20 protein-coding genes are annotated in these 25,517 nt (G+C 75.1%); 11 read left to right on the forward strand and 9 right to left on the reverse strand.

What is annotated here, in order from left to right; all coding sequences use genetic code 11:
* The first annotated feature begins 20 nt into the window (after positions 1–20).
* The 4 genes from GA0070622_RS11325 (at position 21) to GA0070622_RS11340 (ending at position 3,731) form a co-directional block, all read left to right on the forward strand.
* Positions 21–770: a methyltransferase domain-containing protein gene (locus tag GA0070622_RS11325; RefSeq protein WP_091573262.1), complete on the forward strand. Its 750-nt coding sequence runs from the start codon at positions 21–23 to the stop codon at positions 768–770.
* Positions 767–1,918 (forward strand): alkaline phosphatase family protein, encoded by a 1,152-nt coding sequence (locus GA0070622_RS11330; RefSeq protein WP_091573263.1) that lies wholly within the window; start codon positions 767–769, stop codon positions 1,916–1,918. Before GA0070622_RS11325 ends, GA0070622_RS11330 begins: the two co-directional genes overlap by 4 nt.
* 39 nt (positions 1,919–1,957) lie before the next feature.
* A complete protein-coding gene (locus GA0070622_RS11335) occupies positions 1,958–3,217 on the forward strand; it encodes a DNA polymerase IV (protein WP_091573264.1) in 1,260 nt (419 codons plus the stop codon).
* A gap of 115 nt (positions 3,218–3,332) precedes the next feature.
* Entirely contained in the window at positions 3,333–3,731 is a 399-nt protein-coding gene (locus tag GA0070622_RS11340) for a DUF3040 domain-containing protein (RefSeq protein ID WP_091573265.1), read from the forward strand.
* A gap of 917 nt (positions 3,732–4,648) precedes the next feature.
* On the opposite strand, the gene GA0070622_RS11350 is transcribed toward GA0070622_RS11340, so the two are convergent.
* Genes GA0070622_RS11350 through GA0070622_RS11360 form a run of 3 tightly spaced genes read right to left on the reverse strand, consistent with a single transcriptional unit; the run spans position 4,649 to position 9,483 of the window.
* Positions 4,649–7,111, reverse strand: coding sequence for a transglutaminase TgpA family protein (locus GA0070622_RS11350; protein ID WP_091573266.1), 2,463 nt, complete (start codon positions 7,109–7,111; stop codon positions 4,649–4,651).
* Between the two features lie 16 nt (positions 7,112–7,127).
* Positions 7,128–8,426, reverse strand: a complete 1,299-nt coding sequence (locus GA0070622_RS11355; RefSeq protein WP_091573267.1) for a DUF58 domain-containing protein — start codon at positions 8,424–8,426, stop codon at positions 7,128–7,130.
* A 1-nt stretch (position 8,427) separates the two neighbouring features.
* Positions 8,428–9,483 carry an AAA family ATPase gene (locus GA0070622_RS11360; protein WP_091573268.1) on the reverse strand — a complete coding sequence of 352 codons (1,056 nt, stop codon included), beginning with the start codon at positions 9,481–9,483 and terminating at the stop codon, positions 8,428–8,430.
* A 349-nt stretch (positions 9,484–9,832) separates the two neighbouring features.
* Here GA0070622_RS11360 and leuS point away from each other — a divergent pair, with 349 nt between their 5' ends.
* Positions 9,833–12,673: a leucine--tRNA ligase gene (gene leuS / locus GA0070622_RS11365; RefSeq protein ID WP_091573269.1), complete on the forward strand. Its 2,841-nt coding sequence runs from the start codon at positions 9,833–9,835 to the stop codon at positions 12,671–12,673.
* Between the two features lie 42 nt (positions 12,674–12,715).
* Here the strand turns inward: leuS and GA0070622_RS11370 are convergent, their stop codons facing one another.
* Together GA0070622_RS11370 and GA0070622_RS11375 are read right to left on the reverse strand one after the other, a co-directional pair.
* Positions 12,716–13,507, reverse strand: coding sequence for an ABC transporter permease (locus tag GA0070622_RS11370; RefSeq protein ID WP_218012429.1), 792 nt, complete (start codon positions 13,505–13,507; stop codon positions 12,716–12,718).
* Positions 13,507–14,412, reverse strand: coding sequence for an ABC transporter ATP-binding protein (locus GA0070622_RS11375; protein WP_091573271.1), 906 nt, complete (start codon positions 14,410–14,412; stop codon positions 13,507–13,509). The genes GA0070622_RS11370 and GA0070622_RS11375 overlap by 1 nt, the downstream gene beginning before the upstream one ends.
* A gap of 132 nt (positions 14,413–14,544) precedes the next feature.
* Here GA0070622_RS11375 and GA0070622_RS11380 point away from each other — a divergent pair, with 132 nt between their 5' ends.
* Together GA0070622_RS11380 and GA0070622_RS11385 are read left to right on the forward strand one after the other, a co-directional pair.
* Positions 14,545–15,738 (forward strand): sensor histidine kinase, encoded by a 1,194-nt coding sequence (locus GA0070622_RS11380; RefSeq protein WP_091573272.1) that lies wholly within the window; start codon positions 14,545–14,547, stop codon positions 15,736–15,738.
* Positions 15,735–16,391 carry a response regulator gene (locus GA0070622_RS11385; RefSeq protein ID WP_091573273.1) on the forward strand — a complete coding sequence of 219 codons (657 nt, stop codon included), beginning with the start codon at positions 15,735–15,737 and terminating at the stop codon, positions 16,389–16,391. The genes GA0070622_RS11380 and GA0070622_RS11385 overlap by 4 nt, the downstream gene beginning before the upstream one ends.
* Positions 16,392–17,170: 779 nt before the next feature.
* On the opposite strand, the gene GA0070622_RS11395 is transcribed toward GA0070622_RS11385, so the two are convergent.
* Genes GA0070622_RS11395 through GA0070622_RS11410 form a run of 4 tightly spaced genes read right to left on the reverse strand, consistent with a single transcriptional unit; the run spans position 17,171 to position 20,606 of the window.
* Complete coding sequence (locus GA0070622_RS11395; protein ID WP_091573274.1) at positions 17,171–17,932, reverse strand: phosphotransferase; 762 nt, start codon at positions 17,930–17,932, stop codon at positions 17,171–17,173.
* A 1-nt stretch (position 17,933) separates the two neighbouring features.
* Positions 17,934–18,650, reverse strand: a complete 717-nt coding sequence (locus GA0070622_RS11400) for a TVP38/TMEM64 family protein (protein ID WP_091573275.1) — start codon at positions 18,648–18,650, stop codon at positions 17,934–17,936.
* The gene (locus tag GA0070622_RS11405; protein ID WP_091573276.1) at positions 18,647–19,369 is read right to left on the reverse strand and encodes a type 1 glutamine amidotransferase; all 723 of its coding nucleotides are present in this window, start codon (positions 19,367–19,369) and stop codon (positions 18,647–18,649) included. Before GA0070622_RS11405 ends, GA0070622_RS11400 begins: the two co-directional genes overlap by 4 nt.
* Entirely contained in the window at positions 19,359–20,606 is a 1,248-nt protein-coding gene (locus GA0070622_RS11410) for a MurT ligase domain-containing protein (protein WP_091577191.1), read from the reverse strand. The genes GA0070622_RS11405 and GA0070622_RS11410 overlap by 11 nt, the downstream gene beginning before the upstream one ends.
* 356 nt (positions 20,607–20,962) lie before the next feature.
* Between GA0070622_RS11410 and mraZ the strand changes: the two genes are divergently transcribed.
* The 4 genes from mraZ to GA0070622_RS11430 all read left to right on the forward strand — a co-directional run bounded on the left by mraZ (position 20,963) and on the right by GA0070622_RS11430 (position 25,503).
* Entirely contained in the window at positions 20,963–21,394 is a 432-nt protein-coding gene (mraZ, locus tag GA0070622_RS11415; RefSeq protein ID WP_073831045.1) for a division/cell wall cluster transcriptional repressor MraZ, read from the forward strand.
* A 204-nt stretch (positions 21,395–21,598) separates the two neighbouring features.
* A complete protein-coding gene (rsmH, locus tag GA0070622_RS11420; RefSeq protein WP_091577194.1) occupies positions 21,599–22,708 on the forward strand; it encodes a 16S rRNA (cytosine(1402)-N(4))-methyltransferase RsmH in 1,110 nt (369 codons plus the stop codon).
* Positions 22,705–23,289: a cell division protein FtsL gene (gene ftsL, locus GA0070622_RS11425; protein ID WP_091573277.1), complete on the forward strand. Its 585-nt coding sequence runs from the start codon at positions 22,705–22,707 to the stop codon at positions 23,287–23,289. The genes rsmH and ftsL overlap by 4 nt, the downstream gene beginning before the upstream one ends.
* Before the next feature lie 3 nt (positions 23,290–23,292).
* On the forward strand, positions 23,293–25,503 hold the full coding sequence (locus tag GA0070622_RS11430; RefSeq protein ID WP_091573278.1) for a peptidoglycan D,D-transpeptidase FtsI family protein: 2,211 nt from the start codon (positions 23,293–23,295) through the stop codon (positions 25,501–25,503).
* Positions 25,504–25,517 lie beyond the last annotated feature (14 nt).

The raw sequence follows: 25,517 nt of genomic DNA on the forward strand, positions 1-25,517 counted from the left end.
TGCGTTCGGTGCGTTTGGCCATGGCTAGGCTCGGCGACGTGGAGCAGACCCGAACCCTCACCCCCCGCACCGCCGTGATCTGGGCCGTGCTCCGGGCCGAGCTGGACCGGCGGGCCGGCGAGCGGCTCTCGGTGCTCGACGTCGGCGGCGGGACCGGCGGCTTCGCCGTCCCCCTGGCCGAGGCCGGCCACCGGGTCACCGTGGTCGACGCCAGTCCCGACGCGCTCGCCGCGCTGACCCGCCGGGCCGCCGAGGCCGGGGTCGCCGACCGGGTACGCGCGCGGCAGGGCGACGCGGACGCGCTCGCCGGGGTGGTCGAGCCCGCCTCCGTGGACCTGGTGCTCTGCCACTCCGTCCTCGAGGTGGTCGACGATCCGGAACCGGTGACGACGGCGCTGGTCGCCGCGCTCCGACCGGGCGGAGCGGCCAGCGTACTGGTCGCCGGGCGGGCCGCCGCCGTGCTCGGCCGGGCGATGAACGGGCAGCTGGACAGCGCCGCCGCGCTCGCCGCCGACCCGCAGGGCACCGCCGGCGGTCGGGACAGCCTGCGCCGCCGCTACGACGCCGACGGCGCGGCCGCGCTGCTCACCGCCGCCGGGCTCGTCGTCGAGGAGATCCACGGCGTACGCGTCCTCGCCGACCTGCTGCCGGCCGCCGTGGCGGACGGTCAGCCGGCCGCCCTGGTGGAGTTGGAACGGTCCCTGGCCGGTCGGTCGCCGTACCGGGACCTGGCCGCCCAACTGCACGTCTTCGCCCGCCGCCCGGCATGACCGGCCCTCTCGACCGGGTCGCGCCCCGCTACGGTGGCGGCAGCCTGGCCGACGTGCTGCCCAGTGCGCTCACGCTGCTCGGCGTGCCCGGCGCGGTCGACCTGCTCGACCTGACACCCCGGCTCGCAGGGGTACGCCGGATCGCCGTGCTGCTGGTCGACGGGCTGGGCTGGCACCAGATCCCCACCGCCGCCCCGTACGCGCCCACGCTGGCCGGACTGGCCGCCACCACCGGCGTGCCGCTCACCTCCGGTTTCCCCTCCACCACTCCGACCAGCCTGGTCAGCCTCGGCACCGGCACCCCGTCCGGCGCGCACGGGGTGCTCGGCTTCACCGTCCGGGTGCCTGGCACGGACCGGGTGCTCACCCACGTCGACTGGTCCGCCGACCCCGATCCGGCCCGCTGGCAGCCGGTCCTCACCTGGTACGAGCGGGCCCGGGCCGCCGGGGTGGCGGTCACCGTGGTCAGCCGACCCGAGTTCGCCGGCAGCGGCCTCACCCTGGCCGCGAACCGGGGCGGCGACTACCGGGGCGCGACCGGGGTCGACGCGCTCGCCGCGCGGATGCTGACCGCGCTGGCCGCCGGCGCCGGGCCCACCCTGGTCTCCGGCTACCACCCCGACCTGGACCGGCACGGGCACCTGAGCGGCATCGACTCCGCGCCGTGGCGGAGGGCGGCGGCCGAGGTGGACGCGCTGCTGGCCCGCCTGGTGGACGGGTTGCCGCCGGATGCCGCGCTGCTGGTCACCGCCGACCACGGCCAGCTCGACATTCCCGCCGGGCACCGGATCGACCTGGACACCGACCCCCGGCTGCGGGCCGGGGTGCGGGTGGTCGCCGGCGAGCCCCGGGTCCGCTACCTGCACGTCGAGCCGGGCGCCGAGGCGGACGTGGTGGCCACCTGGACCGGGGTGCTGGGCGGGGCGGCCGACGTGCTGACCCGGGCGGAGGCGGTGGCCACCGGCTGGTTCGGGCCGGTGCCCGAGGCGCACCTGGGCCGGATCGGCGACGTGGTGGTGGTCTGCCGGGACACGTACGCGGTGGTCGCCACCCGCTCCGAGCCTCCGGTGGTGTCGCGGCTGGTGGCGTACCACGGCGCGGACACCGCCGCGGAGATGACCGTCCCGCTGCTGGTGGTCCGGGGCTGACCGGCGACCCTGTCGGACCGGCGGGTTAGCCTGCGGGGCATGGGCCGCAGCCAGTCGTTGCCCCGGGGCGGGGATCCGCGCTTCGGGCCGGACGCCGACGACACCGGCTGCGCGATCCTGCACGTCGACATGGACGCGTTCTTCGCCTCGGTGGAGGTGCGCCGGAGCCCCGAGCTGCGCGGCCGGCCGGTGGTGGTGGGTGGCGTCGGCCCGCGCGGGGTGGTCAGCTCCGCCAGCTACGAGGCCCGCCGCTACGGCGTCCGCAGCGCCATGCCCACCGCCCGGGCCCGGGCGCTCTGCCCGCACGCGGTCTACCTGCCGCCCGATTTCACCGCCTACTCGACGGCGTCCCGCGCCGTGATGCGGATCTTCCGCGACGTCACGCCGCTGGTCGAGCCGCTCTCGCTGGACGAGGCGTTCCTCGACGTGACCGGCGCCCGGCGGCTGTTCGGTCCGCCGGCCGCCATCGCCGGCCTGATCCGCCGCCGGGTCGCCGAGGAGCAGCACCTGACCTGCTCGGTCGGCGTGGCGTCGAGCAAGTTCGTGGCCAAGCTCGGCTCCACCCGGGCCAAGCCGGACGGGCTGCTCGTGGTGCCCGACGCCCAGGTGCTGGAGTTTCTGCACCCGCTGCCGGTGTCCGCGCTGTGGGGCGTGGGGGAGCGCTCGGCCGAGGCACTGCACCGGCTCGGCCTGCGCACCGTGCGCGACCTGGCCGAGGCGCCGGCCGGTCTGCTGCGTCGGGCGGTGGGTGAGGCGTCCGCCGCCCACCTGCACGAGCTGGCCTGGGGGCGGGACCCGCGCCGGGTCTCCCCGGAGCAGGTGGAGAAGTCGATCGGCGCCGAGGTCACGTTCGACACCGACGTCACCGACCCGACGGAGATCCGGCGATCCCTGCTCGCCCTCGCCGACAAGGCCGGCGCCCGGCTGCGCGCGGCCGGCCAGGTGGGCCGCACGGTGTCGCTGAAGGTCCGGTTCGCCGACTTCCGCACGATCAGCCGCTCCCGCACCCTCGCCGTGCCCACCGACACCGCCCGGGAGATGTTCGACACGGCCTGGGCGCTCTGGGGTGCCCTCGCCCCGGGTGAACCGGTCCGACTGGTCGGTGTCCGGATGGAGGGGCTCGCCCCGGCCGAGGAGACGCCGCAGCAGCTCACGCTGGGCGCGCCGGAGCGGGGCTGGCGGGAGGCGGAGGCGGCGGCCGACGCGGCGGCCGCCCGATTCGGGCGGTCCGTCATAGGTCCGGCCAGTCTTCTCGGCAGGCGGGATCCACGACGAGTCGAAAAACCGACCCGGCCGTAGGTCGTCCCGCTTTCCGACGCGCGAGGGCCCTCGTAGACTTGCGGGTAAGCAGCCGGTTGGCTGCCACGGTCTGTCGGCCCGCCCGGGCCGACCAACGTGACCGGGGAGGAGTGCCGTGCCGCTCTCGGAGCACGAGCAGCGGCTGTTCGAGCAGATCGAGCGGTCGCTTGCCGAGGACCCCAAGTTCGCCTCGGCCGTGCGCGCCAGCGACCCGCGTTTCCACGCGCGGCGTCGCGTGCTCGTCGCTGCCGGCGTGGTCGTCGCTGGTCTGGCCCTGTTGATCTACGGTGCCGTGATCAAGATTCCCGCGGTGGCCGTGGCGGGTTTCGTCGTCATGCTGGCCTCGTTGATCTTCGCGGCGCAGTCGCACCGCAGATCCCAGTCACCCGACCTGCACGTGGTGGGTGGCACGACGAGCCGGCGTCGTCCCCGTGGCCGCAGCGCCGGTCGCCGGGGCTCCTTCCTCGACCGGATGGAGGACCGCTGGCGGCAGCGCCCGGAGGGCCACCGCTGACCGCGCCCCGCCCCTGAACCGGGGCGGGCCGCAGCGCCGACTCGTCGACCCGTCGACGAGCGCGCTCCCCTCACCATGGCCGCGATCCGGGCCGCGCCCGCGCCTGCTTGCCGGCAGGCGCCGTGGCCGCTTCGGTTCTGGTACCGCGACTGCTGGCACCGCGACTGCTGGCACCGCGACTGCTGGCACCGCGACTGCTGGCACCGCGACTGCTAGCACCGTGCTTGTCCGCGCCGCGCTCGCACTGCCGCGCCGCGCTCGCACTGCCGCGTCGTGCCCGCCGGTCCTCCTCGGGGCCGACCCCGCACCCCTGATCGCCGCGCCGGTCTTCCCCGCTGTGTCCGTCACTGTCAGTCCAACCGGTTGACCGTCGCTGCCGGCCCATCCGGTACGTGCTCCACGTCCCTCCCAGCCCCCGCCGTCCCCGTGACCGCGCCCCCGCATCCTCGCTCGCGAGATCGATCTTCCACCTCGCGAGAATCACGCCGATCTTGGTACGGGAGCGCCCCTCCAGGGGCCGTTTCGTACCAAGATCGTGCGGCGGTGCGGCGGTGCGGCGGTGCGGCGGTGCGGCGGTGCGGCGGTGCGGCGGTGCGGCGGTGCGGCGGTGCGGCGGTGCGGCGGTGCGGCGGTGCGGCGGTGCGGCGGTGCGGCGGTGCGGCGGTGCGGCGGTGGCGATCAAGGAGTTTGTGCCGGGAGAAGGGGTGTGCGCCGACGCAAACTCCTTGGTCAACCGGGGTGCGGCGGGGCGGGGTGCGGCGGGGCGGGGTGCGGCGGGGCGGGGTGCGGCGGGGCGGGGTGCGGTGAGGAGGGCGCGTGGTGAGGCGGGCTGATGGGTGCGGCCCGCCGGCGGGGGAGCGCCGGCGGGCCGGGTGGGGTAGAGGGTCGGGGTGGGTGGGGTAGAGGGTCGGGGTGGGTCAGCGGGCCGGGCGGCCCGCCAACAGGCGGCGCGGGCTCCAGCGCAGCATCCGCTGCCGCGCCCGCCCGGTCGTGGTCACCAGTCGGGCCGACCGCTCGGCCGCGGCGGTCCGCCACCGCGCCAACACCGACGGCGGCAGCAACGCGGCCAGCAGCCTCGTCCGCCGGTCCGCGCGGGCCGCCAGGGCCCCCCGGACGCTGCGCAGCGCCGGGTGCAGCTCGGCGCCGCCGAGCGGGTCCCGGGCGTAGCGCGCCCGCTCCTCGGCCCGGCCCAGCAGCCGTACCCCGGTCGCCGCGCCGGCGTCCTCGGCCAGCGCCTCCCGGCTCAACCGCTCGGCGGTCGCCCGCGGAGTCTCCGTACGGTCCACCCGGACGTGGAAGTCGACGAGCGTGTCCAGCAGTTCGTCCCACGCGGCGTGCGCGTCGGCGCGGACCGCGTCGGCGTCCGCCCCGACCACGATCTCGCGCGGGCCGCCCCGCTGCCCGGGCACGGTCACCGCGGTGGCCGTCGGCGCGGCTGTCCGGACCCGCCGTCGGCGCAGCGTGGAGCGGCGCAGGGCCGGCACGGCGAGCAGGGCCAGCAGGGCGAGCGCCCCGGCCAGCCACCACGGCCAGACCGGGTTCTGCTGGGCCCGCCCACCGTCGCCGAGCGCCAGGCCCTGGTCGACGTCCCGCTCCTCCCGCTCCGGCTGCTGTGGCCCGGCCGACGGGTCGGTGGCACCCGGCGCGGCGGTGGTGCCGGCCGAGGGGGAGATCTCCTCCGGGGCGTCGGTGTCCGGCGCCCAGGACGAGCGGACCGAGCCGGTGACGGCGGCGGCCGGCGTGGCGTCGAACGGCACCCAGCCGATCCCACCGAAGTAGACCTCGGTCCAGGCGTGCAGGTTGCGGTTGGTCAGGACGTAGGTGCCGCCGTCGGCCCGGCCGCCGTTGGTGAACCCGACCGCGACCCGGGCCGGTACGCCGGCCGCCCGGACCAGCCAGGCCATGGCCGCGGCGTACTGCTGGCAGTAGCCGACCTTGGTGGCCAGGAAGTCGGTGATGTCCTCCCCGCTGCTGCCGTTGCGGGTCGACAGGGAGTAGGAGAAGCCGTTCTCCACGGAGAAGTACTCGTAGATCGCCCGAACCTTGTCGTAGTCGTTCTGCCGGCCGCTGACCAGCTTCCGGACCAGGTCCTCGACGGCGGCGACCGACGGCCGGGAGGTCTGCTGCCGCATCACCGCGCTCTCCGCCGGCGGGGTCGGCGCGGCGCGCAGCGCCGACGGGCTGAACGTCGACCGGACGTACTCGAAGGAGTAGCGCTTGCCGCGGGCGTTCTCCCGGTTGGAGAAGACGATCTGCTGGTTCGGGTCGTAGAGCCAGTTGCCACTCAGGTCGTCGGTGTCGACCGGCTCGGCGTAGACCGGCATGAGCGGCATGTTCAGGCTCTTCGTCACCTCGACGGTGGCCCGGTAGCGCCGCTGCTCGACCCCGCGGGGAGCGCGGTCGCCCGGGTCGGGCAGGGCGCGGGTGACCGGCCCGCCCGACGGCACCCGGGCCTGGAAGCCGCTCGGTCGCAACTCGTCCACCACGCCCAGACGCAGGTAGAACGGGCTCGGCTCGTTGGTGCTGACCTTGACCAGCTCGACCTCCTCGCTCTGGTTGAGCTGGCCGCTGAGCGCGGCGAACAGGTCGATCCGGCCGGGACCGCCACCCTGCCCGGGGCGCCCGGTGCCGTCGCCCGGGCCGGCACCGACGTTGTTCATCAGCCCGCCGGTCATCCCGGGCACGGCCAGGGGCAGCGCGACCGCCACGGCCACACCGACCACCGCGAGCCGTCGGCCGGCCGCCGCCAGCGGCGAGGCCTCCCAGACGTCGACGTCGCGCCCCTCGCCGGTGAACCGGCGACCGAACCGGCGGACCCGGTCGACGTTGTCGGTGACCAGCAGCCACAGGTAGCCGCAGGCGCCCACCACGAACGGGGTCGCGGGGACGCTGTCCAGGTAGACCGCGACCGGCACCGAGTAGATGGCCAGCATCGGCAGCCCGGCCAGCGCCGGGCGGCGCAGCCCGACCGCGAGCACGTCCACCACCACGGCCACCGCGCCGATGCCGAGCACGGCGAGGAAGAGCAGCGAGTCGACGTCGGGAACCTTGACGCCGTAGGTGCGCATGTCCTGCAGTGACGCCTGGAGCAGGTCACCGAAGTGGCCGAACGTGGCCGGGGTCGGCACGAACGCCAACGCCTCGGTGCCGCCCGGGAAGACCCAGGTCAGCCCCAGGGTCAGACCGGCCAGCATGGCCAGCAGCTGCCCCCACAGCGGAGCCCGGCCCAGCCGGCTCAGCGCCGCCGCGCCGGCCACCACGGCGACCACGATCGCGGCCTGGATCAACCAGGTCCAACGCTCGAAGATCGCCGACAGCGGGGCCGACGCCAGCAGGGTCGCCGCCGCGGCGACGAAGCCGATGTTGCGGTGCGGGGTCACAGGACCACCCTTCCGGTTATCGCATGCCTCCGGCGACCGTCTCGGCCAGCGCCGCCCGCAGGGCGAAGCCCTGGGAGCCACGGCCGGCCTGCGGCCACAGCACCGGCAGCCGGTTGCCGTGCTCCACGCCGATCACCCGCCAGCCGCTCTGCAGCAGGGCGAGCGCGGCGCTGCCGTGCGCCCGCTCCGCCTCGGCCCGCGCCTTCGCCGGCAGGTTCAGCCAGGTGTTGCTGTCGAGCAGGAACGCCACGCAGGTGGCGCCGTTGCCACGCAGCCCGGCCAGCAGCTCCGCCTCGGCGGCGCCGAGCGTGCCCAGCAGGGCGATGATCAGACCTCCGTCGGCCCGCTGCCGGACCTGCTGCACCAGCGTGGTGATCTCGCCCCGCCGGTCCAGGTGCACCTCGGCGAGGTGGTCGAGGAGCAGGCCCTCGCCGCCGGCCTCGGTGGCGCCGACGTCGACGCCGTTGCCGGTGACCAGGCGCAGCTTGTAGCCGGCCTGCCGCAGGTGCATGGTGATGCTGGCGGCCGCCGAGACCGCCCACTCGAAGCTGGCCGTCGGGCCCTCGCCGCGGTGGCCGGCGGCCCGGGTGTCCAGCACCACGGTCGCCCGACTCTCCCAGGGCTGCTCCTCGCGCCGCACCATCAGCTCGCCGGTGCGGGCGGTCGACTTCCAGTGCACCCGGCGCAGGTCGTCGCCCATCCGGTACTCCCGGGTGGCGGCGTCGTCCTCGCCGTGCACCGCCACCGAGCGGGCCCGGCTGTCGCCGCTGCCGGCGTACTCGCCGGGCAGCCGCACCGAGGGCAGCGGGGTGACCTGCGGGATCACGGTGAGGTGGTCGGTGCTGGGGAAGGACCGGGTCAGCTCGCACAGGCCGAACGGGTCGGTCAGCCGGATCACCAGCGGACCCACCTCGTAGCGGCCGCGCACGTCAGCGCGGACCGTGTACGCCACCGAGCTGGCCTGGTGCGCGCCGAGCCGCTCCAGCACCACCCGGGGCCGGCTGCCCAACGCGTAGGGCAGCCGGTCCTCCAGCAGCAGCGTGCCGGTGGGCAGCCGGGACAGGTTCTGCAGCCGCAGCACCACCCGGGAGCTGGCCCCGACCGGCGCCCGGTGCGGTTCGAGCGAGCGGTTGCAGGCCAGCTTGTAGCGGCTGCGCCCGACGTAGGCCGCCGCGAGCAGCGGCAGGACGGCGAGCAGCACGGCCACCCGGAGCAGATCCTTCTCGCCGAGGATGCCCGCGGAGATCGCGGCGGCGACCGCGGCCGCCAGGAAGGAGCGGCCGCGGGTGGTCAGCCCGCGCAGCCCGTCGCGCACGTCACGGCCTCCGCGGCTCGTACGGCCCGCGGCCGTTGCCACCGCCGCCGGGCCGGGTGTCGTACGGGGAACGCTGCCGGTCGTGCGGCAACGGCAGGCGGTGCACCAGCTCGGCGACGATCGCGTCGGTGGTGCGCCGGGCCAGCTGCGCGTCCGCGGTCGGGATGATCCGGTGCGCCAGCACCGGCACCGCGAGCACCTGCAGGTCGTCCGGCAGGACGTAGTCGCGGCCCTCCAGGGCGGCCACCGCGCGGGCGGTGCGCAGCAGTTGCAGGGTGGCCCGCGGGGACGCGCCCAGGCGCAGGTCGGGCGCCTCGCGGGTGGCGGTGACCAGGTCGATCGCGTACTGCTTGACGGCGTCGGCGACGTGCACCTGCCGGACGTGGCCGATCAGTCGGCGCACGGTCGCCGCGTCGGAGACCGGGCGCAGCCCCTGCAACGGGTCGGTGGCGCCGTGCCCGTCGAGCATGGCCAGCTCGGCGCGCGGGTCCGGGTAGCCCATCGCGATCCGGGCGGTGAACCGGTCCCGCTGCGCCTCCGGCAGCGGGTAGGTCCCCTCCATCTCGATCGGGTTCTGCGTCGCGATCACCATGAACGGCGTCTGCAGCTGGTAGGTCACCCCGTCGACCGTGACCTGCCGCTCCTCCATGCACTCGAGCAGGGCCGACTGGGTCTTCGGGGAGGCCCGGTTGATCTCGTCGCCGACCACCAGGTTGGCGAAGACCGCGCCCGGGCGGAACTCGAAGTCGTGGGTCTCCTGGTTGTAGACGCTGACGCCGGTGACGTCGCTGGGCAGGAGGTCGGGGGTGAACTGGATCCGGCGGACCGAGCAGTCGATGGAACGGGCCATCGCCTTGGCGAGCTTGGTCTTGCCGACGCCGGGCACGTCCTCGATGAGCAGGTGGCCCTCGGCCAGCAGCACCGCCAGGGCGAGCCGGACGGTGGCCGTCTTGCCCTCGATGACCTGCTCGATGTTGGACACGACGGCCTCGCTGGCGGCACGGAACTCGTCGTGCGGCAGCAGACCGCCCACCTCGTCCCAGGTCTGTTGTGTCACGGGCCTCCTCCTCGTCGCCTGGACGGCAGCTCTGTATAGAGCACCTGGACCCGCCGTTGGGTTCGCGACGCCGAGCCTCGTTTGCCGCAGAAATCTCACTGGCCTCTCAGGCTAACCATGTTTGTCGTTATCGCCGACCCCCGCAGGTGGTCGGTCGGTTACGCCCCGAATATTCGCCGGACGGGGGACGGGGGTACACTGCCGGACATGGCCGGAGTCTTCCTGCTTCTTACCGAGCCGTGCTGATGCGCTGACGCGCGACAGCACGGCCGCCCCTCCTGCGCGAGGGGCTTTTTTGTGCCCGCAGCGCAGCTCCCACACCCGACCTGACCCGCGCCGAGGAGACGCCATGAGTGAGGCAGCCGCACCGGCCACCGACATTCCCCCGTTCCGCTACACGGCCGCCCTGGCCGACGAGATCGAGACCCGCTGGCAGGACACCTGGGCGCGGGAGGGCACCTTCCACGCGCCGAACCCGGTCGGCTCGCTGGCCGACCCGGGCCACCCCCGCGCGGGCGCCGAGAAGCTGTACGTGCTGGACATGTTCCCCTACCCGTCGGGCGCCGGCCTGCACGTGGGTCACCCCCTGGGCTACATCGGCACCGACTGCTACGCCCGCTACCAGCGGATGACCGGGCGCAACGTGCTGCACGCGATGGGCTTCGACGCGTTCGGCCTGCCCGCCGAGCAGTACGCGGTGCAGACCGGCACCCACCCCCGGACCACCACCGAGGCGAACATCGAGCGGTACAAGGCGCAGCTGCGCCGGCTGGGGCTGGGTCACGACGAGCGGCGCTCGGTCGCGACCATCGACACCGACTTCTACCGCTGGACGCAGTGGATCTTCCTGCAGGTCTTCAACTCCTGGTACGACACGGAGGCGAGGAGGGCCCGCCCGATCGCCGAGCTGATCGCCGAGTTCGAGGGCGGCACCCGCCCCACCCCCGACGGCCGCCCGTGGACCGAGCTGACCGTGGCCGAGCGCCGCCGGGTCGTCGACGACCACCGGCTGGCCTACGTCTCGGAGGCGCCGGTGAACTGGTGCCCGGGGCTGGGCACCGTGCTGGCCAACGAGGAGGTCACCGCCGACGGTCGCTCCGAGCGCGGCAACTTCCCGGTCTTCAAGCGCAACCTGAAGCAGTGGATGATGCGGATCACCGCGTACGGGGACCGGCTGCTGGAGGACCTGGACACGCTGGACTGGCCCGAGCCGATCAAGCTGCAGCAGCGCAACTGGATCGGCCGCTCGACCGGCGCGCACATCGACTTCCCGACCGACGCCGCCCCGGTGCGGGTGTTCACGACCCGGCCGGACACCGTCTTCGGCGCCACCTACATGGTGCTGGCCCCCGAGCACGAGCTGGTCGACGTGCTGGCGCCGGCCGCCTGGCCGGAGGGCACCCGGGACGCCTGGACCGGTGGGCACGGCAGCCCGCGCGAGGCCGTCGAGGCGTACCGGAAGGCCGCCGCGGCCAAGACGGACGTGGAGCGGCAGTCGGACAGCAAGGAGAAGACCGGCGTCTTCGTCGGCGCGTACGCGACCAACCCGGCCACCGGCGGGCGGGTCCCGATCTTCATCGCCGACTACGTGCTGGCCGGCTACGGCACCGGCGCGATCATGGCGGTGCCGGCCCAGGACGAGCGGGACTGGGACTTCGCCGAGGTCTTCGAGCTGCCCATCGTGCGGACCGTGCAGCCGCCGGAGGGCTTCGCCGGCAAGGCGTGGACCGGTGACGGCCCGGCGGTCAACAGCGCCGCGCCGGAGCGCGGCATCGACCTGAACGGCCTGGGCGTGGCCGAGGCCAAGGCGCGGATCATCGAGTGGCTGGAGGCCAACGGGCACGGCGCCGGCGCGGTCACCTGGCGGCTGCGCGACTGGCTGTTCTCCCGGCAGCGCTACTGGGGCGAGCCGTTCCCGATCGTGTACGACGAGACCGGGGCGCCGATCGCGCTGCCCGAGTCGATGCTGCCGGTCGAGCTGCCCGAGGTCGACGACTTCTCGCCGAAGACGTTCGACCCGGAGGACGCGGCGAGCAACCCGGAGACCCCGCTGTCGCGGCGGCGCGACTGGGTGGAGGTGGAGCTGGACCTGGGCGACGGGCCGAAGCGCTACACCCGCGAGACGAACGTGATGCCGCAGTGGGCCGGCTCCTGCTGGTACGAGCTGCGCTACCTGGACCCCACCGACACGCGACGGTTCGCCGAGCCGGAGAACGAGGCGTACTGGATGGGGCCGCGCGGCGCGGGCGACTGCGGGGGCACCGACCTGTACGTCGGCGGCGCCGAGCACGCCGTGCTGCACCTGCTGTACGCGCGCTTCTGGCACAAGGTGCTGTACGACCTGGGCCACGTCTCGTCGTTCGAGCCGTTCCGCCGCCTGTTCAACCAGGGCATGATCCAGGCGTACGCGTTCACCGACCCGCGGGGCGCCTACGTGCCCGCCGAGGAGGTCGTCGAGGTCGACGGCCGGTGGTTCCACGGCGAGACCGAGGTCCGGCGCGAGTACGGCAAGATGGGCAAGTCGCTGAAGAACGTCGTCACCCCGGACGACATGTGCGCGGCGTACGGCGCGGACACGTTCCGGGTGTACGAGATGTCGATGGGCCCGCTGGAGGTGTCCCGCCCGTGGGAGACCCGGGCCGTGGTCGGCTCGTACCGGTTCCTGCAGCGGGTCTGGCGCACGGTCGTCGACGAGGAAACCGGCGCGCTGCGGGTCGCCGACGCGCCGGCCGACGAGGCGACCCGGCGGCTGCTGCACAAGGTGGTCGACGGGGTCCGCGGCGACATGGACGGGATCCGGTTCAACACCGCGATCGCCAAGCTGATCGAGCTGACCAACGGACTGACCCGGCTGGAGCGGACGCCGCGCGAGGTGGCCGAGCCGCTGGTGCTGATGGTCGCCCCGTTCGCCCCGCACCTGGCCGAGGAGCTGTGGCGCAAGCTGGGCCACGACACCTCGCTGGCGTACGCGGACTTCCCGGTCGCCGACCCGGCCCTGCTGGTGGCCGACTCGGTCACCTACCCGGTGCAGGTCAACGGCAAGGTCCGGGGCCGGGTCGAGGTGCCCGCCGACGCGACCGAGGACACCGTCCGCGCCGCCGCGCTGGAGGCGGTCGCCGGATCGCTGGCCGGCAAGGAGCCGCGCAAGGTGATCGTGGTGAAGGGCCGGATGGTCTCGGTCGTCATCTGAACCGGCTCGTGGGCGCGCCCGGTGCGGCGCGCCCACGGCGGATCAGGGCTCGCGGCGGTGCACGACCACGGCGGCGAGCAGCGCGGCGGCCACCGGCCAGGCGGCGTACACCGCCCATGACCCGGGCACGGTCGCCACGTGCAGGTTCGGCAGCACGTACGGGTTCCCGACCAGGCGTTCCCAGGCCGACACCGGCAGCGCGTTGTGGATCGCCGCGGTCCACCGCCGGTCGATGTCGAAGGCCAGCGGGGCGAGCAGCAGCAGCGTCGTGGTGACCACGATCGCCGGGGCGGTGTGCCGCACCAGGGCGCCGACGCCGAGCCCGAGGAGCGCGCAGACCGGCAGCAGCAGCGTCGAGGCGACGACGGCACGCAACGCCCCCGGGTCGCCGATCGACGCGCCCGCGTCGCGGTCGGCGAGGATCGTCTGGGACACCCAGAAGGAGGCGGAGGCGGCCACCGCACCGACCGCCAGCATGACGGCGGCGAGCACCGTGACCTTGGCGGCGACCACGGCCCGCCGGTCCGGCACGGCGAGGAACGTGGTGCGGATCTGCCCGCTGGCGTACTCGCCGGCGATCATGACCGCGCCGACCGCGCCGGCCGCGAGCACGACGAACAGCCAGCCCTCCTCGGGGAAGGCGTCGTGGATCGGGTCGAAGGCGGCCCGCCGATCGGCCGGGTAGTCCGGCCAGTTGTGGTGGTCGCCCAGCGCGGCCCGGGCGCTGAACAGCACCGCCGAGACCGCGATCAGGGCCAGCGCCCCGTAGGTGGAGCGCAGCGACCACAGCTTGATCCATTCGGCGGCGAGCAGGTCACGGAAACGAGCGCGCATCATCGGCCTCCGGCGGCGTAGTCGAGTCGGTCTGCGGTGAGCGCCATGAACGCCTCCTCCAGCGAGGCGGCGCCGGCGTGCAGCCCGTGCACCACGACACCGGCCCGGAAAGCCAGCTCACCGACCCGCCCGGCGGGCAGGCCGGTGACCGTCAGGCCGTCGCCGTCGCGGGTGACCACCCCGCCGGCCGCCGCGAGCGCGGCGCCGAGCGCGGCCGGATCTGGCGTACGCACGACGACCCGGTCGTGGGCGGTGCGGGCGGCGAACGCGGCGAGGCTCTCGTCGACGAGCAGTTCGCCGCGCCCGATGACCACGAGGTGGTCGGCGGTCTGTTCCACCTCGCTCATCAGGTGACTGGAGACCAGCACGGTCCGGCCCTCGGCGGCGAGCCGGCGGAACAGGCCGCGCACCCAGCGCACCCCCTCCGGGTCGAGGCCGTTGAAGGGCTCGTCGAACATCAGCACCGGCGGGTCGCCGAGCAACGCGGCGGCGATGCCGAGGCGCTGCCGCATGCCGAGGGAGAAGCCGCCGATCCGGCGTCGGGCCACCTCGGCCAGGCCGACCTGCTCCAGCACCTCGCCCACCCGGGCCCGGGGGAGCCCGTTGCTGCGGGCCAGCGCCGCCAGGTGCGCCCGGGCGCTGCGCCCGCCGTGCACGTCGCCGGCGTCCAGCAGCGCGCCCGCGTACCGCAGCCCGCGTGGTCGGCCGGCGAACGGCCGCCCGTCCACCAGGGCGGCGCCGCCGGTCGGCCGGTGCAGGCCGAGGACGAGTCGGAGCGTGGTGGACTTGCCGGCGCCGTTCGGGCCGAGGAATCCGGTGACGTGTCCGGACCGGACGGTGAGGGTCAGTCGATTGACGGCGGTCGTCCCGCCGTACCGCTTGGTGAGGTCCCTGAGCTCGATCATGGCCTCGACGCTCCCGCGTCCCGCCCGCCGGGTCGTCGTGCCGGGGACCACACCCGGCCCCGCGACACCCGCCCCCGGGCGTACGCCCGCCGGCCGATGACCGGGACACCGGCCGCTGACTACGGTGGGTCCATGGAGGCGGTCGTCCCGCGTCCGCGCGTCGTGGCCCGACGGGTGCGGACGGTCCTGATCTGGTCCGCGGTGGCGTTGCTGCCGGTGGCGCTGCTGCTCGCGGCCACCTCCGGCGCGGGCGGACCGGTGCTGGTCGTGCCCACCCCCGACCACAGCGTGCCGGTGCTCCCGTTGCGCTACCTCGCGCCGGTCCTGGTGGTGCTGCTCCCCGCCGGCCTGCTGCGTCGCCGGCCGCTGCTCGCCCTCGGCCTCATGCTCGCCGGCGCGTCGCTGGTCACCGCCACCACCAACGCGTGGGAGCAGGGCTACCTGAACGGCCTCTGGTACCTCCAGTTCCTCGTCGTGGACGTGATGCTCGGCGTGGTCGCGGCCCGCGCACCGCGTCGGGTGTCGGTGCCCGCGGCGGTCATGGTGCTCCTGGTGCAGGTGGCCGCCGCCTTCGTGAACCCGGCCGCCGACGCGGTGGACCGGGCCACGCTCTCCGTCCCGGCGGTCCTGGCCGCCTGGGTGGCCGGCAACTCGGTGCTGGCCCGTCGCGCGTACGCCGAGCAGATGCGGGCCCACGCGGCCACCGAGGCGGTCGCGGCCGAACGACTCCGCATCGCGCGGGAGCTGCACGACGTGGTGGCACACAGCATCGGCGTGATCGCCATCCAGGCGGGCGTGGGCGCCCGGGTCATCGACACCCAACCCGCGCAGGCGCGGGCCGCGCTCACCACCATCGAGACGACCAGCCGGGAGACGCTGGCCGGGCTCCGCCGTACCCTCGGCGCGCTGCGCCGCCCCGACGACCCTGCGGCGTCGCTGGACCCCACCCCCGGACTGTCCGACCTGGACCGGCTGGTCGCGGCCGCGGCCGACGCCGGGGTACGGGTGACGCTCGCCGTCGACGGCGAGCCGGGGCCGTTGCCCGCCGAGGTGGAACTGGCCGCGTACCGGATCGTGCAGGAGGCGCTGACCAACGTGGTACGCCACGCGCGGGTCGACCGGTGCCGGGTGACCGTGCGGCACGCGCCGGACGGGGTACGCGTCGAGGTGGTCGACGACGGGCGGGGCGGCCCGGTCGGCGGCGACGGGCACGGGATCGTCGGCATGCGGGAGCGGGCCGCGCTGCTCGGTGGCCGGTGTGCCGCCGGGCCACGACCGGAGGGCGGCTTCCGGGTCGCCGCGGTGCTGCCGGTGGGTCCGGCATGACGATCCGGGTGCTCCTCGTCGACGACCAGCCGCTGGTGCGGGCCGGCCTGCGGGTGCTCATGGCCGACGCGCCGGACCTGGTGGTGGTCGGCGAGGCGGGCACCGGCGCGGAGGCGGTCCGGTCGGCGCGGGAGCTGGCGCCCGACGTGGTGCTGATGGACCTGCGGATGCCCGGCACCGACGGGATCGCGGCCACCCGGGACATCGTCGCCTCCGGTGGAGCCACCCGGGTCCTCGTGCTCACCACCTTCGACGACGACGAGCACGTGCACGCGGCGCTGCGCGCCGGCGCGAGCGGCTTCCTGGTCAAGGACATGGCCCTGGAGGAGATCCTGGGCGCGGTGCGGGTGGTGGCGGCCGGCGACGCGTTGATCGCGCCGGGGGTGACCCGGCGGCTCATCGCCGAGTTCGCCCGCCAACCCGCCCCGGCGCCCCGCCGCCGTGCCCTGCCCGGCGTCACCGACCGGGAGCGGGAGGTGCTCGGCCTGGTCGCGCGCGGGCTGTCCAACGCGGAGATCGCGGCGGAGCTGGTGATCAGCCCGGGCACCGCCAAGGCGCACGTGGCCCGGCTCTTCACCAAGCTGGCCGCCCGGGACCGGGTGCATCTGGTGATCGCCGCCTACGAGGCCGGCCTGGTCGTCCCACCCCGCTGACCGGATCCCGCCGGGTGGCGCGAGCGCCCACGCGGTTGCCGTCGCTCCGGGCGGCCGAGCGGACGCGGGACGTCGGTGGTGCCCGCCGGCCGGGCGCCGACCGCGCCGGGTGGGTGAGCTGCTCGCCTCGGCGCGTCCGGTGACCTGCACCGGCCGACCGGCAGTCCGGCGGTCCGGCGGTCCGGCCGTCCGGCGGTCCGGCGGTCCGGCCGTCCGGCGGTCCGGCCGTCGGTGGGGCGGCCGGGCGGCGCCGTCGGGGTGGACCGGGTGCTGGCCGGCTACCTGGACAGTCGTCGGTTCGGGACAGGCCCTGACGTAGTCGGCGACGTGTTCGCCGGTGAGCGTCGACCGGGCGGCCACCAGATGCTGTCACGGTGCCTTTCGAGCTGATGTCGTCAACGACTCACGCGTTCCCGGAGTGGGCGGGCACCGGTGCCCCGAGTCGTTTCTGATATCAGCTCGAAAGGCGTTGCGGAGGTGACGGGCCGGCTACCGGTGGCCGGTGCCCGGCTACTGGTGCCCGGTGCCCGGTGCCCGCTGCCCGGTGCCCGCTGCCCGGTGCCCGGTGCCCGGTGCCCCGTGGCCGGGGGCCGGCGCCCCGTGGCCGGGGGCCGACACGGCAGGGCCGGCGCCTGGTTGCGGCGTCTGGTGGCCGGCGTCTGGTGGCCGGCGTCCGGTGGCCGGGGGTCGGCGTGGCCGGGGGTCGGCGTGGCCGGGGCCGGCCAGCTACCGGAAGCCGGGGAGCGGTGCCGGGCCGCTGGCCCGCCGTGCCGGGGCACTCACCCCGTGAAGAGCGCGGCCTCGACCGTCGGCCGGTGCCGGCGCAGCCAGTCGTGCCAGCCGCGTACCGTCTCGACCACGCCGGCGGCGCGCAGCCGGCGCATGGCGGGCTCGCCCCGGTCGGCGCCGGCGGCGATGCCGCGCCAGGTGCCCTCGACCTGGTCGAGCAGGACACCGACCAGTTCGTCGCGGGGGAGCAGCCGGCCGGCCGGCCCCTCGTAGGCGTCGCAGAGCAGTCGGCAGCGGCGGCCCAGCTCGGCCGGGTCGGCGTCGCCGCCCAGGGTGGCCCAGTGCCAGCCGGCGAACGCCACGTCCTCGATCCGCCGCCCCGGCGCGGCCAGGTCCCAGTCCAGCAGCGCCACCGGCACCGGACCGTCCGGGCCGTCCCGGTACACCGTGTTCTTCGGCGACAGGTCCCGGTGGCAGACCGTCTCCGCGCCGGCGGCCAGGTCGGTGCCGGCGCAGGCGTCGTGCAGCGACCGGACCAGCCCGGCGAGCCGGGTCAGCGCGGCGTCGGTGAAGAATGCCGGGTCCTCCCGGTCGCGCCACGGCACCCGGCCCTCGACGTGGGACAGCACCTGCCGGCCCCGCTCGTCCACCCCGAGGTACGCGGGCGCGACCCCGGGCGCGGTGGCCGCCAGGTGGCGCAGCAGCGCGGCGACGAACGCGGCGTCGGCCGGTGGGGTCCGGCGGACCGTGTCACCGACGCGGACCACCTCGGCGACGAAGCCGCCGGGCAGGATCTCGCCGGAGCCGGTCACGTCAGCTCGGGCCGATCCGGCGCTGCCGTTCGGCCCGCCACCACCGATGGATGATCAGCACGCTGGCGATCAGGCCGAGACTGGCCGGCGCGGCCGCGTACCAGTTGATCGAACCGGGACTGCTCACCGCCGCGCCGATCGCGGCGTAGCCGATGGCGGTGGGGGCGGAGGCGATCACGCTGCCGGCGAGGAACGGCAGGATCCGGGCCGCCGTCGTGCCGTAGCCGTAGCTGACCAGCCCGAAGCCGGCGATCGGCAGCAGTCGGACGGTGATCACCCCGAACACGCTCTGCCGGGCGAACCAACCGTCGAGGCGGGCCAGCCGGCCGCGGACCCGCTCGGCGACGAAGTCGCGGCCCAGCAGCCGGCCGACGGTGAAACCGAGCGCCGCCGCGAGCAGCGCCGCGCCGAGCGCGTACGCGGGGCCCTGCACCGGACCGAAGATCGCGCCCGCGGCCAGCGTCACGAACGTGCGGGGCACCAGCGCCACCAGCAGCAGCGCACCGCCGACCACGGCCGCCACCGGACCGTAGCCGCCGAGCGCGTCGGCGAGCCGGGGCAGCTCGGCCGGGTCCGGCCGGGGCACCAGCAGCAGCGTCACGCCGAACCCGGCGAGCAGCATCAGGAGCAGCCCGAACCGGCGCGCCGACGGTTGCCGCAGCAACCCGACGAGCCGGCGGGCCACCGGTCGCCGCCCCGGCCGGGCGGCGCCGGTCATGCCCGGGCGGCGGCGGCCACCGCGGTGCGGCGCTCGGACCGGAGCCGGTCGGCCCAGGTGTCGTCGAGCGGGGGGAGCTGGTGGATGCCGGTGGCCCAGCGCAGCAGCAGGTCGGCCAGGTCGGGGTTGCGGGCCAGCGCCGGACCGTGCGAGTAGGTGCCGAGCAGCTTGCCCCGCCACGCGCCCTCGGTGGTGCCGTCGTTGCCGACGCCGGCCGTGACCCGGGCCAGCGGTGACACGCCCGGGCCGAGGTGGGTGCGCCCGCCGTGGTTCTCGAACCCGGACAGGTGCGGGATGCCCAGCCGCGGGTCGACCTCGCCGGCCAGCTCGCCGACCGCCCGCGTCGGCCCCCGGTCGGAGGAGAGGTCGAGCAGCTCCAGGCCGGCGCACCTGGTGCCCTTGGCGAAGAAGGAGGTGCCGAGGAGCTGGTAGCCGGCGCAGACCCCGAACACCACCGAGCCCTGGGCCACCGCGCGGTGCAGGCCGCCGTCGGCGATCAGACGCTGGGCGCCCAGCGCCTGCGGGCCGTCCTCGCCGCCGCCGATCAGGTAGATGTCGGCGGTGGCGGGCAGCCGCTGGTCGGAGCGGACCTCCAGCACCTCGACCGGCATGCCGCGCAGCTGGGCCCGGCGGGCCAGGATCAGCGCGTTGCCACGGTCGCCGTAGGTGGACAGCAGGTCGGGATAGATCCAGACGATGCGCAGGCTCTCAGTTGACACGGTCCAGCTCCGCTCGGATGTCCTGGAAGGCGGTGTAGTTGGCGATGACCTCCAGCCGGCCCGGCGGCACCGCGCGGACCGCCTCGTCGAACGTGCGCACGTGCCGGAACGGCACGCCGTTGACGTCGAGTCGCACCGCCAGGTCGTACGCCCGGTCGCCGGTGATCAGCACCTGGCGGCCGGCCAGGGGTGAGAAGTCGACGTCGAAGAGCCACGACGTGTCCAGCCCGTCGGGGTCGCGCGCGTTGATGGAGAGCAGTGTCGGCGCGACGTCGGCCATGTCGAACGCCTCCAGCCAGCTCGCCGGGTTCTTGGCCAGCAGCAGTCGGATGTTGCGCCCGTCCCGGTCGACCTGGGCGTAGCGGCCGGCCACCGAGGTGACCGAGCCGAGCCGGGAGACCGCGTCCACCGGGCGTACGCCGAACTCGGCGGCGACCGCCAGGGCGGTGGCCGCGTTGCCGAGGTTGACCTTGCCGGGGAGCTGGAGCTGGATCTTGTGCCAGGCGCCGGTGGGGTCGAGCACGCCGTCGTCCTCGACGGTCCACTGCGGCTCGGGGCGGCGCAGCGGGCAGCCGGTGCACCACCACTGCTCGCCGGAGCGCTGGATGGTGGAGCCGCACTCGGGGCAGACCCACGAGTCGTCGTGCCACCGCTGGCCGGCGCTGAACCAGGTGACGTGCGGCGGCACGTGCCCCTGCGCCGGGTCGGCCGGCGGGCAGGCGGCCCAGACCACCATCGGGTCGTCGGCGTTGGCGACCACCCGGACGTCGGGGTGCCGGACCAGGGCGGCGCGCCAGAGCTGCGCCATCATGGCGACCTCCTTGGCCCGGTCGAGCTGGTCGCGGGAGAGGTTGAGCAGCGCCACCACGTGCGGCTCGGTGGCCTCCAGCACCTGGGCGAGGTAGTGCTCGTCCACCTCCAGCACCGCGTAGGGCGTGCTGCCGGCCTTGGCCAGCGCCGAGGTGTGGCCGGTGGGCATGTTGGCGCCGAAGGAGTTGGTGGCGACCCGGCCCAGCACGCCGACCGCGGCGGTGGTGAGCCGGGTGGTGGTGGTCTTGCCGTTGGTGCCGGACACGAGCGCGATCGCGCGCCCGGTCGAGAGGTGGGCGAGCAGGTCGGGGTCGATCTTGAGGCCGATCCAGCCGCCGATCACCGAGCCGTCGCCCCGGCCCGCGGCCCGCGACAGCGCCGCGGCGGTGCGCGACACGGAGCTGGCCACCTTTGCCCGCAAGGGCATCTTCGCGTCCGTCACCCGAGCGAGGTTACCGGACCACGGCCCCCGCCAGATCGCCGCCGACGGTGAACCGTTCGGCCGGGGACCGCGCGGCGGACGGTCGGGCCGCGCTCGCCCGGACGGCGGCGGTCGATGTCGGGTAGCGGACCGCGCCGAGGGGGCCGCCACCCCCTCCACTCCGCCCCACCCGCATTGACGTGCGGTTTTGCGCGCGGACACGCCACGCCGGACGGGCGATTCTGGTTGCAGGTGGAGGGAAGTGGAGTAGAGTGGGGCGCGATGGTGAGGCCGGGAGGGCCACACCGGCCCGGGGGGTCAGCGGCGCCGCGAACGCCGCTCAGGGCGAGGGGGTTGGGCCGATGTTCCTCGGCACCCACACTCCGCGCCTGGACGACAAAGGCCGGTTGATCCTGCCGGCGAAGTTCCGGGACGAGCTGGCGGGGGGTGTCGTGATCACCAAAGGGCAGGAGCGTTGCCTCTACGTCTTCCCGATGCCCGAGTTCCAGCGGATCGCGGACCAGTTGCGCGCGCAGCCGATGACCAGCAAGGCGGCCCGGGCCTACAGCCGGGTCTTCTTCGCCAGCGCGCACGACGAGGTGCCCGACAAGCAGGGGCGGGTCACCATTCCCGGTCACCTTCGGTCGTACGCGGCCCTCGACCGGGACCTGGTCGTGATCGGGGCGAGCACCCGGGTGGAGATCTGGGACAGGGCGGCCTGGGAGGCCTACCTCGCGGAGAGCGAAGACGACTTCGCCGACATCGAGGAGGGGGTGCTGCCCGGCGGTCTGTAGGGCGTGACGGCGCCCGACGTACTGCGAGATCTCCAGCCGCTTTCGAGTTCCTGGCACCCCTTCCCCGGTGCCAGGCGCACGATCCGACACGGAGGGCCGCGGCCTCCGGCGGGCGGGAGCGGATGGGGATCTGGCGGTATGGCGAGGCGTCGTGGCGACGACGGACACGTGACGGAAACGGTTGACGAACGGGTGGGGGTCGAGATGGGGGAGCTACGCGGCACGCACGTGCCGGTGCTGCTCGAGCGGTGTCTCGAGCTGTTGGCCCCCGCGCTGGGCCGCCCCGGCCGGACCGTGCACGTCGACGCCACGCTCGGCCTGGCCGGGCACGCCGAGGCGGTGCTCACGGCGCACCCGGAGACGGTGCTGATCGGCCTGGACCGGGACACCGAGGCACTCGCCCACGCGCGGGTCCGCCTGGCCCGGTTCGCCGACCGGATCCACCTGGAGCACGCCGTCTACGACGAGCTGCCCGAGGTGCTCGACCGGCTCGGCTACCCGGCGATCGACGGGGTGCTGTTCGACCTCGGCGTCTCGTCGTTGCAACTGGACGCGCCCGACCGCGGGTTCGCGTACGCGCAGGACGCGCCGCTGGACATGCGGATGGACCAGACCCGGGGGGTGACCGCCGAGGAGGTGGTCAACACCTACTCCCACCCGGATCTGGCCCGGCTGCTGCGGGTGTACGGCGAGGAGAAGTTCGCCGGGAAGATCGCCTCGGCGATCATCCGGGAACGGGAGCGCACCCGGATCACCTCCTCGGCCCGGCTGGCCGAGCTGGTCCGGGACGCCATTCCGGCACCGGCCCGACGAACCGGCGGACACCCGGCAAAGAGAACGTTTCAGGCTTTACGGATCGAGGTAAACAGAGAACTGGCAGCGCTGGAGACGGCGCTGCCGGCCGCTCTGGACAAGCTCACCGTGGGCGGCCGCATGGTGGTCCTGTCCTACCACTCGCTGGAGGACCGGCTCACCAAGCAGGCGCTCGCCGACCGGGTCCGCAGCAAGGGCCCGGTCGACCTCCCGGTCGAACTGCCCGGGTCGGGCCCGACGTTCCGGCTGCTGAGCCGGGGCGCCGAGCTTCCCGGGGAGGACGAGGTGGCCGCGAACCCGCGGGCCGCCTCGGTGCGGCTGCGGGCCGCGGAACGGCTCGATCCGGAGGCGACCCGGCAGGGGCGTACCGACCGCGAACGGTACCGCCGCCGGGCGAAGGCGATGCACCAACCGGGGGCGGGGTCACCGGGGTCCGGAACGGACCCGCGGTCGACCCCGGGGGACGGGAACGGGACGGACGAAGAGGGGGAGGGGACATGAACGTCGAGAAGCGCGACGGCCGGGGCGCCGTCGGGCAGCGCGCACCGCGGTCGGGGGGCCGGACCACGGCGCAGCGCACCACGCGGGACACGACGGCGGTGACCGACCGCCGGGAGGGGACTCGCGCCCGGGGGGCGCGCGAGTTCCCGACCCAGGGCAGCGCCGCGCTGCGGCCGGCCGAACGCACCCGGACCACCGGCGCGACGACCCCGCGGCTGCGGGTCGCCCCGCCGCCGCCGATCCGGGTGCCGCGGGCGCCGTTCGTCGGGCTGATCCTGGTGCTCGTGGTCGGCGGTGTGCTCGGCATCCTGGCGATCAACACCAAGATCAACGAGAACGCCTTCCGGCTGGAGAAGCTCCAGCAGCAGCAGGCGAAGCTCGACGTGGACGAGCAGCAGCTGAACAAGGAGATCGCCGAGCAGAAGGATCCCGGCAACCTGACCGCCAACGCCCGCAAGCTGGGCCTGGTCGAGTCGGAGGACCCGGCCTACATCCGGCTGCCGGACGGGAAGACGATCGGCGTCCCGCACCCCGCCGAGGGTGCCCCGTCGGTCACCAGCCAGCAGGGCAACGGAGGCTGAGCAGTGCCACCGAGGTCGGAGGAACCGCGCCGGGACGCCACGGGCTCCCGGCGCGGCTCGTCGCGGGGGGCCGAGCCACGGGAGCCGGGCGTCGGGGGCATCTCCGACGCCCGGGCCTACACGCCGCGCGGGCGCACCATCCGGGAGGGCGGCGCCGAGCAGCGTCGTACCCCCCGCAGCAGCCGGTCCGGCGACCCGTTCCGGCCGGCGTTGCAGGTGCTCGACGGCGGTCGGGCCGGGCGGGCCGGCCGCCGGGAGCCGGCGCCGGCGGGCGAGCCGGCCCGCGCCGGCCGCCGCACCACCACGCCGGGCGGCCGCGCCGGCGTGGTCCGGACCGTCGCGGACCGCTCCGCCCGCGAACCGTTCGACGACGAGGACGAGGGCCCGCCGCCACGGCGCCGGCCCGGTCCGCGCCGCCCGGCGGCCCGCCGGCCGGTGCGCAAGCCGCGCCGCCCGCCCCGGCTGGGCGACGCGGGCCGTCGGCTGCGGCTCGGCACCGTGCTGGCGCTGACGCTGTTCGCCAGCATCGGCGTCCGGCTGGTCTACCTGCAGACCGTGGACACCCCGGCGTACGCCGACGGCGGCCTGCCCAACCGGCTCGCCGTGGTCGAGCTGCCGGCGCCGCGCGGGGCCATCCTCGACCGGGCCGGCGAGCCGTTGGCGCACAGCGTCGAGGCCCGGTACGTCTTCGCCGACCCGACCCGGGTGAAGGACCGGTTCGCCACCGCGCGGCTGCTCTCCCCGCTGCTCGGCGTGCCGGCCTCGGAACTGGCCGACAAGATGCGCAAGCGCACCCTGCCCGGCACCGACACCCCGTCGCAGTTCGTCTACCTGGCGCGCGGTGTCGAGATCGGCCGGGCCAAGCAGATCATGGCGCTGGACCTGGCCGGCATCAACGTGCACCGGGACGAGCGGCGCGAGGTGCCCGGCGACGACCTGGCCGCCAACCTGATCGGCTTCGTCAGTCAGGACATGAACGGGCTGGAGGGGCTGGAGGCGAAGTACGACGACGTGCTGCGCGGGCAGGCCGGCAAGCGCACCTACGAGGTGGGCCTGGGCGACCTGGCCGCGCCGATCCCGGGCGGCTACAGCCGCACCACCCAGCCGAAGCCGGGCAGCTCCCTGCGGCTCACCATCGACCGGGACCTGCAGTTCATGACCCAGCGGATCCTGGCGAAGCAGATGGCCCAGGCCAAGGGCAGCGTCGGCGCGGCCGTGATCATCGACGTCCCGACCGGTGAGGTGCTGGCCCAGGCCAGCCAGCCCACCTACAACGCGGCCGACCCGGGCAAGGTCGACTCGCCGTCGGACCGGGACGACGCCGCCACCACGTTCGTGGTGGACCCCGGTTCGATCCACAAGGCGATCACGTTCGGCGCGGCGCTCCAGGAGGGCGTGATCACGCCGAACACCACGCTCCCCGTGCCGAACGTCATCGTCCGGGGTGGAGTGCCCTTCCAGGACACCCACAAGGCGAACGGCCGAACCATGAGCATTCCGGGCATGCTCGCCTTCTCGTCCAACGTCGGCACCATCGAGATCGCCGAGAAGCTGGGCAAGGACCGGCTGATCGACTACCAGAAGCGGTTCGGGCTGGGCCAGGCGACCGGTGAGGGCCTGCCGGGCGAGGCGCCCGGCCGGCTGCTCCCGGCCGACCAGTGGAGCGGCTCGGCGTGGGGGTCGGTGCCGATCGGGCACAGCGTGGACGCGACGCCGCTGCAGATGGCCGCCGCGTACAACGCGATCGCCAACAACGGGACGTACGTGCAGCCGCACCTGATCAAGGAGACGGTCGGGCCGGACGGCCGGCGGACCCCGGGCGCCGCCCCGACCACCCGCTCGGTGCTCAGCCCGGCGAACGCGGCCGACCTGCGGCGGATGATGGAGGCGGTCACCACGGTCGACGGCCCGGACGGGTCGGCCACCGGCCTGGCCGCCGCGGTGCCGGGCTACCGGGTGGCCGGCAAGACCGGCACCGGCCTGCGCTACGACAACGGCAAGAAGCAGCCCGGCGAGGTCGGGTCGTTCATCGGCATGGCCCCGGCGGAGAACCCGCGCTACGTGGTGGCGGTCTTCGTCTGGAGCCCCGGCGGCGGGGGCGGCGCGGTCGCCGCGCCGGCGTTCCGGGAGATGATGGGCTACACGCTCCGGCACTACCGGGTGCCGCCGTCGCTGACCGACAAGTCCCCGAAGTTCGAGGTCTTTCCGCGCTGAGCCGGCACGGCGGG

The sequence above is a fragment of the Micromonospora sediminicola genome, assembly GCF_900089585.1.
Taxonomy (GTDB): Bacteria; Actinomycetota; Actinomycetes; order Mycobacteriales; family Micromonosporaceae; genus Micromonospora; species Micromonospora sediminicola.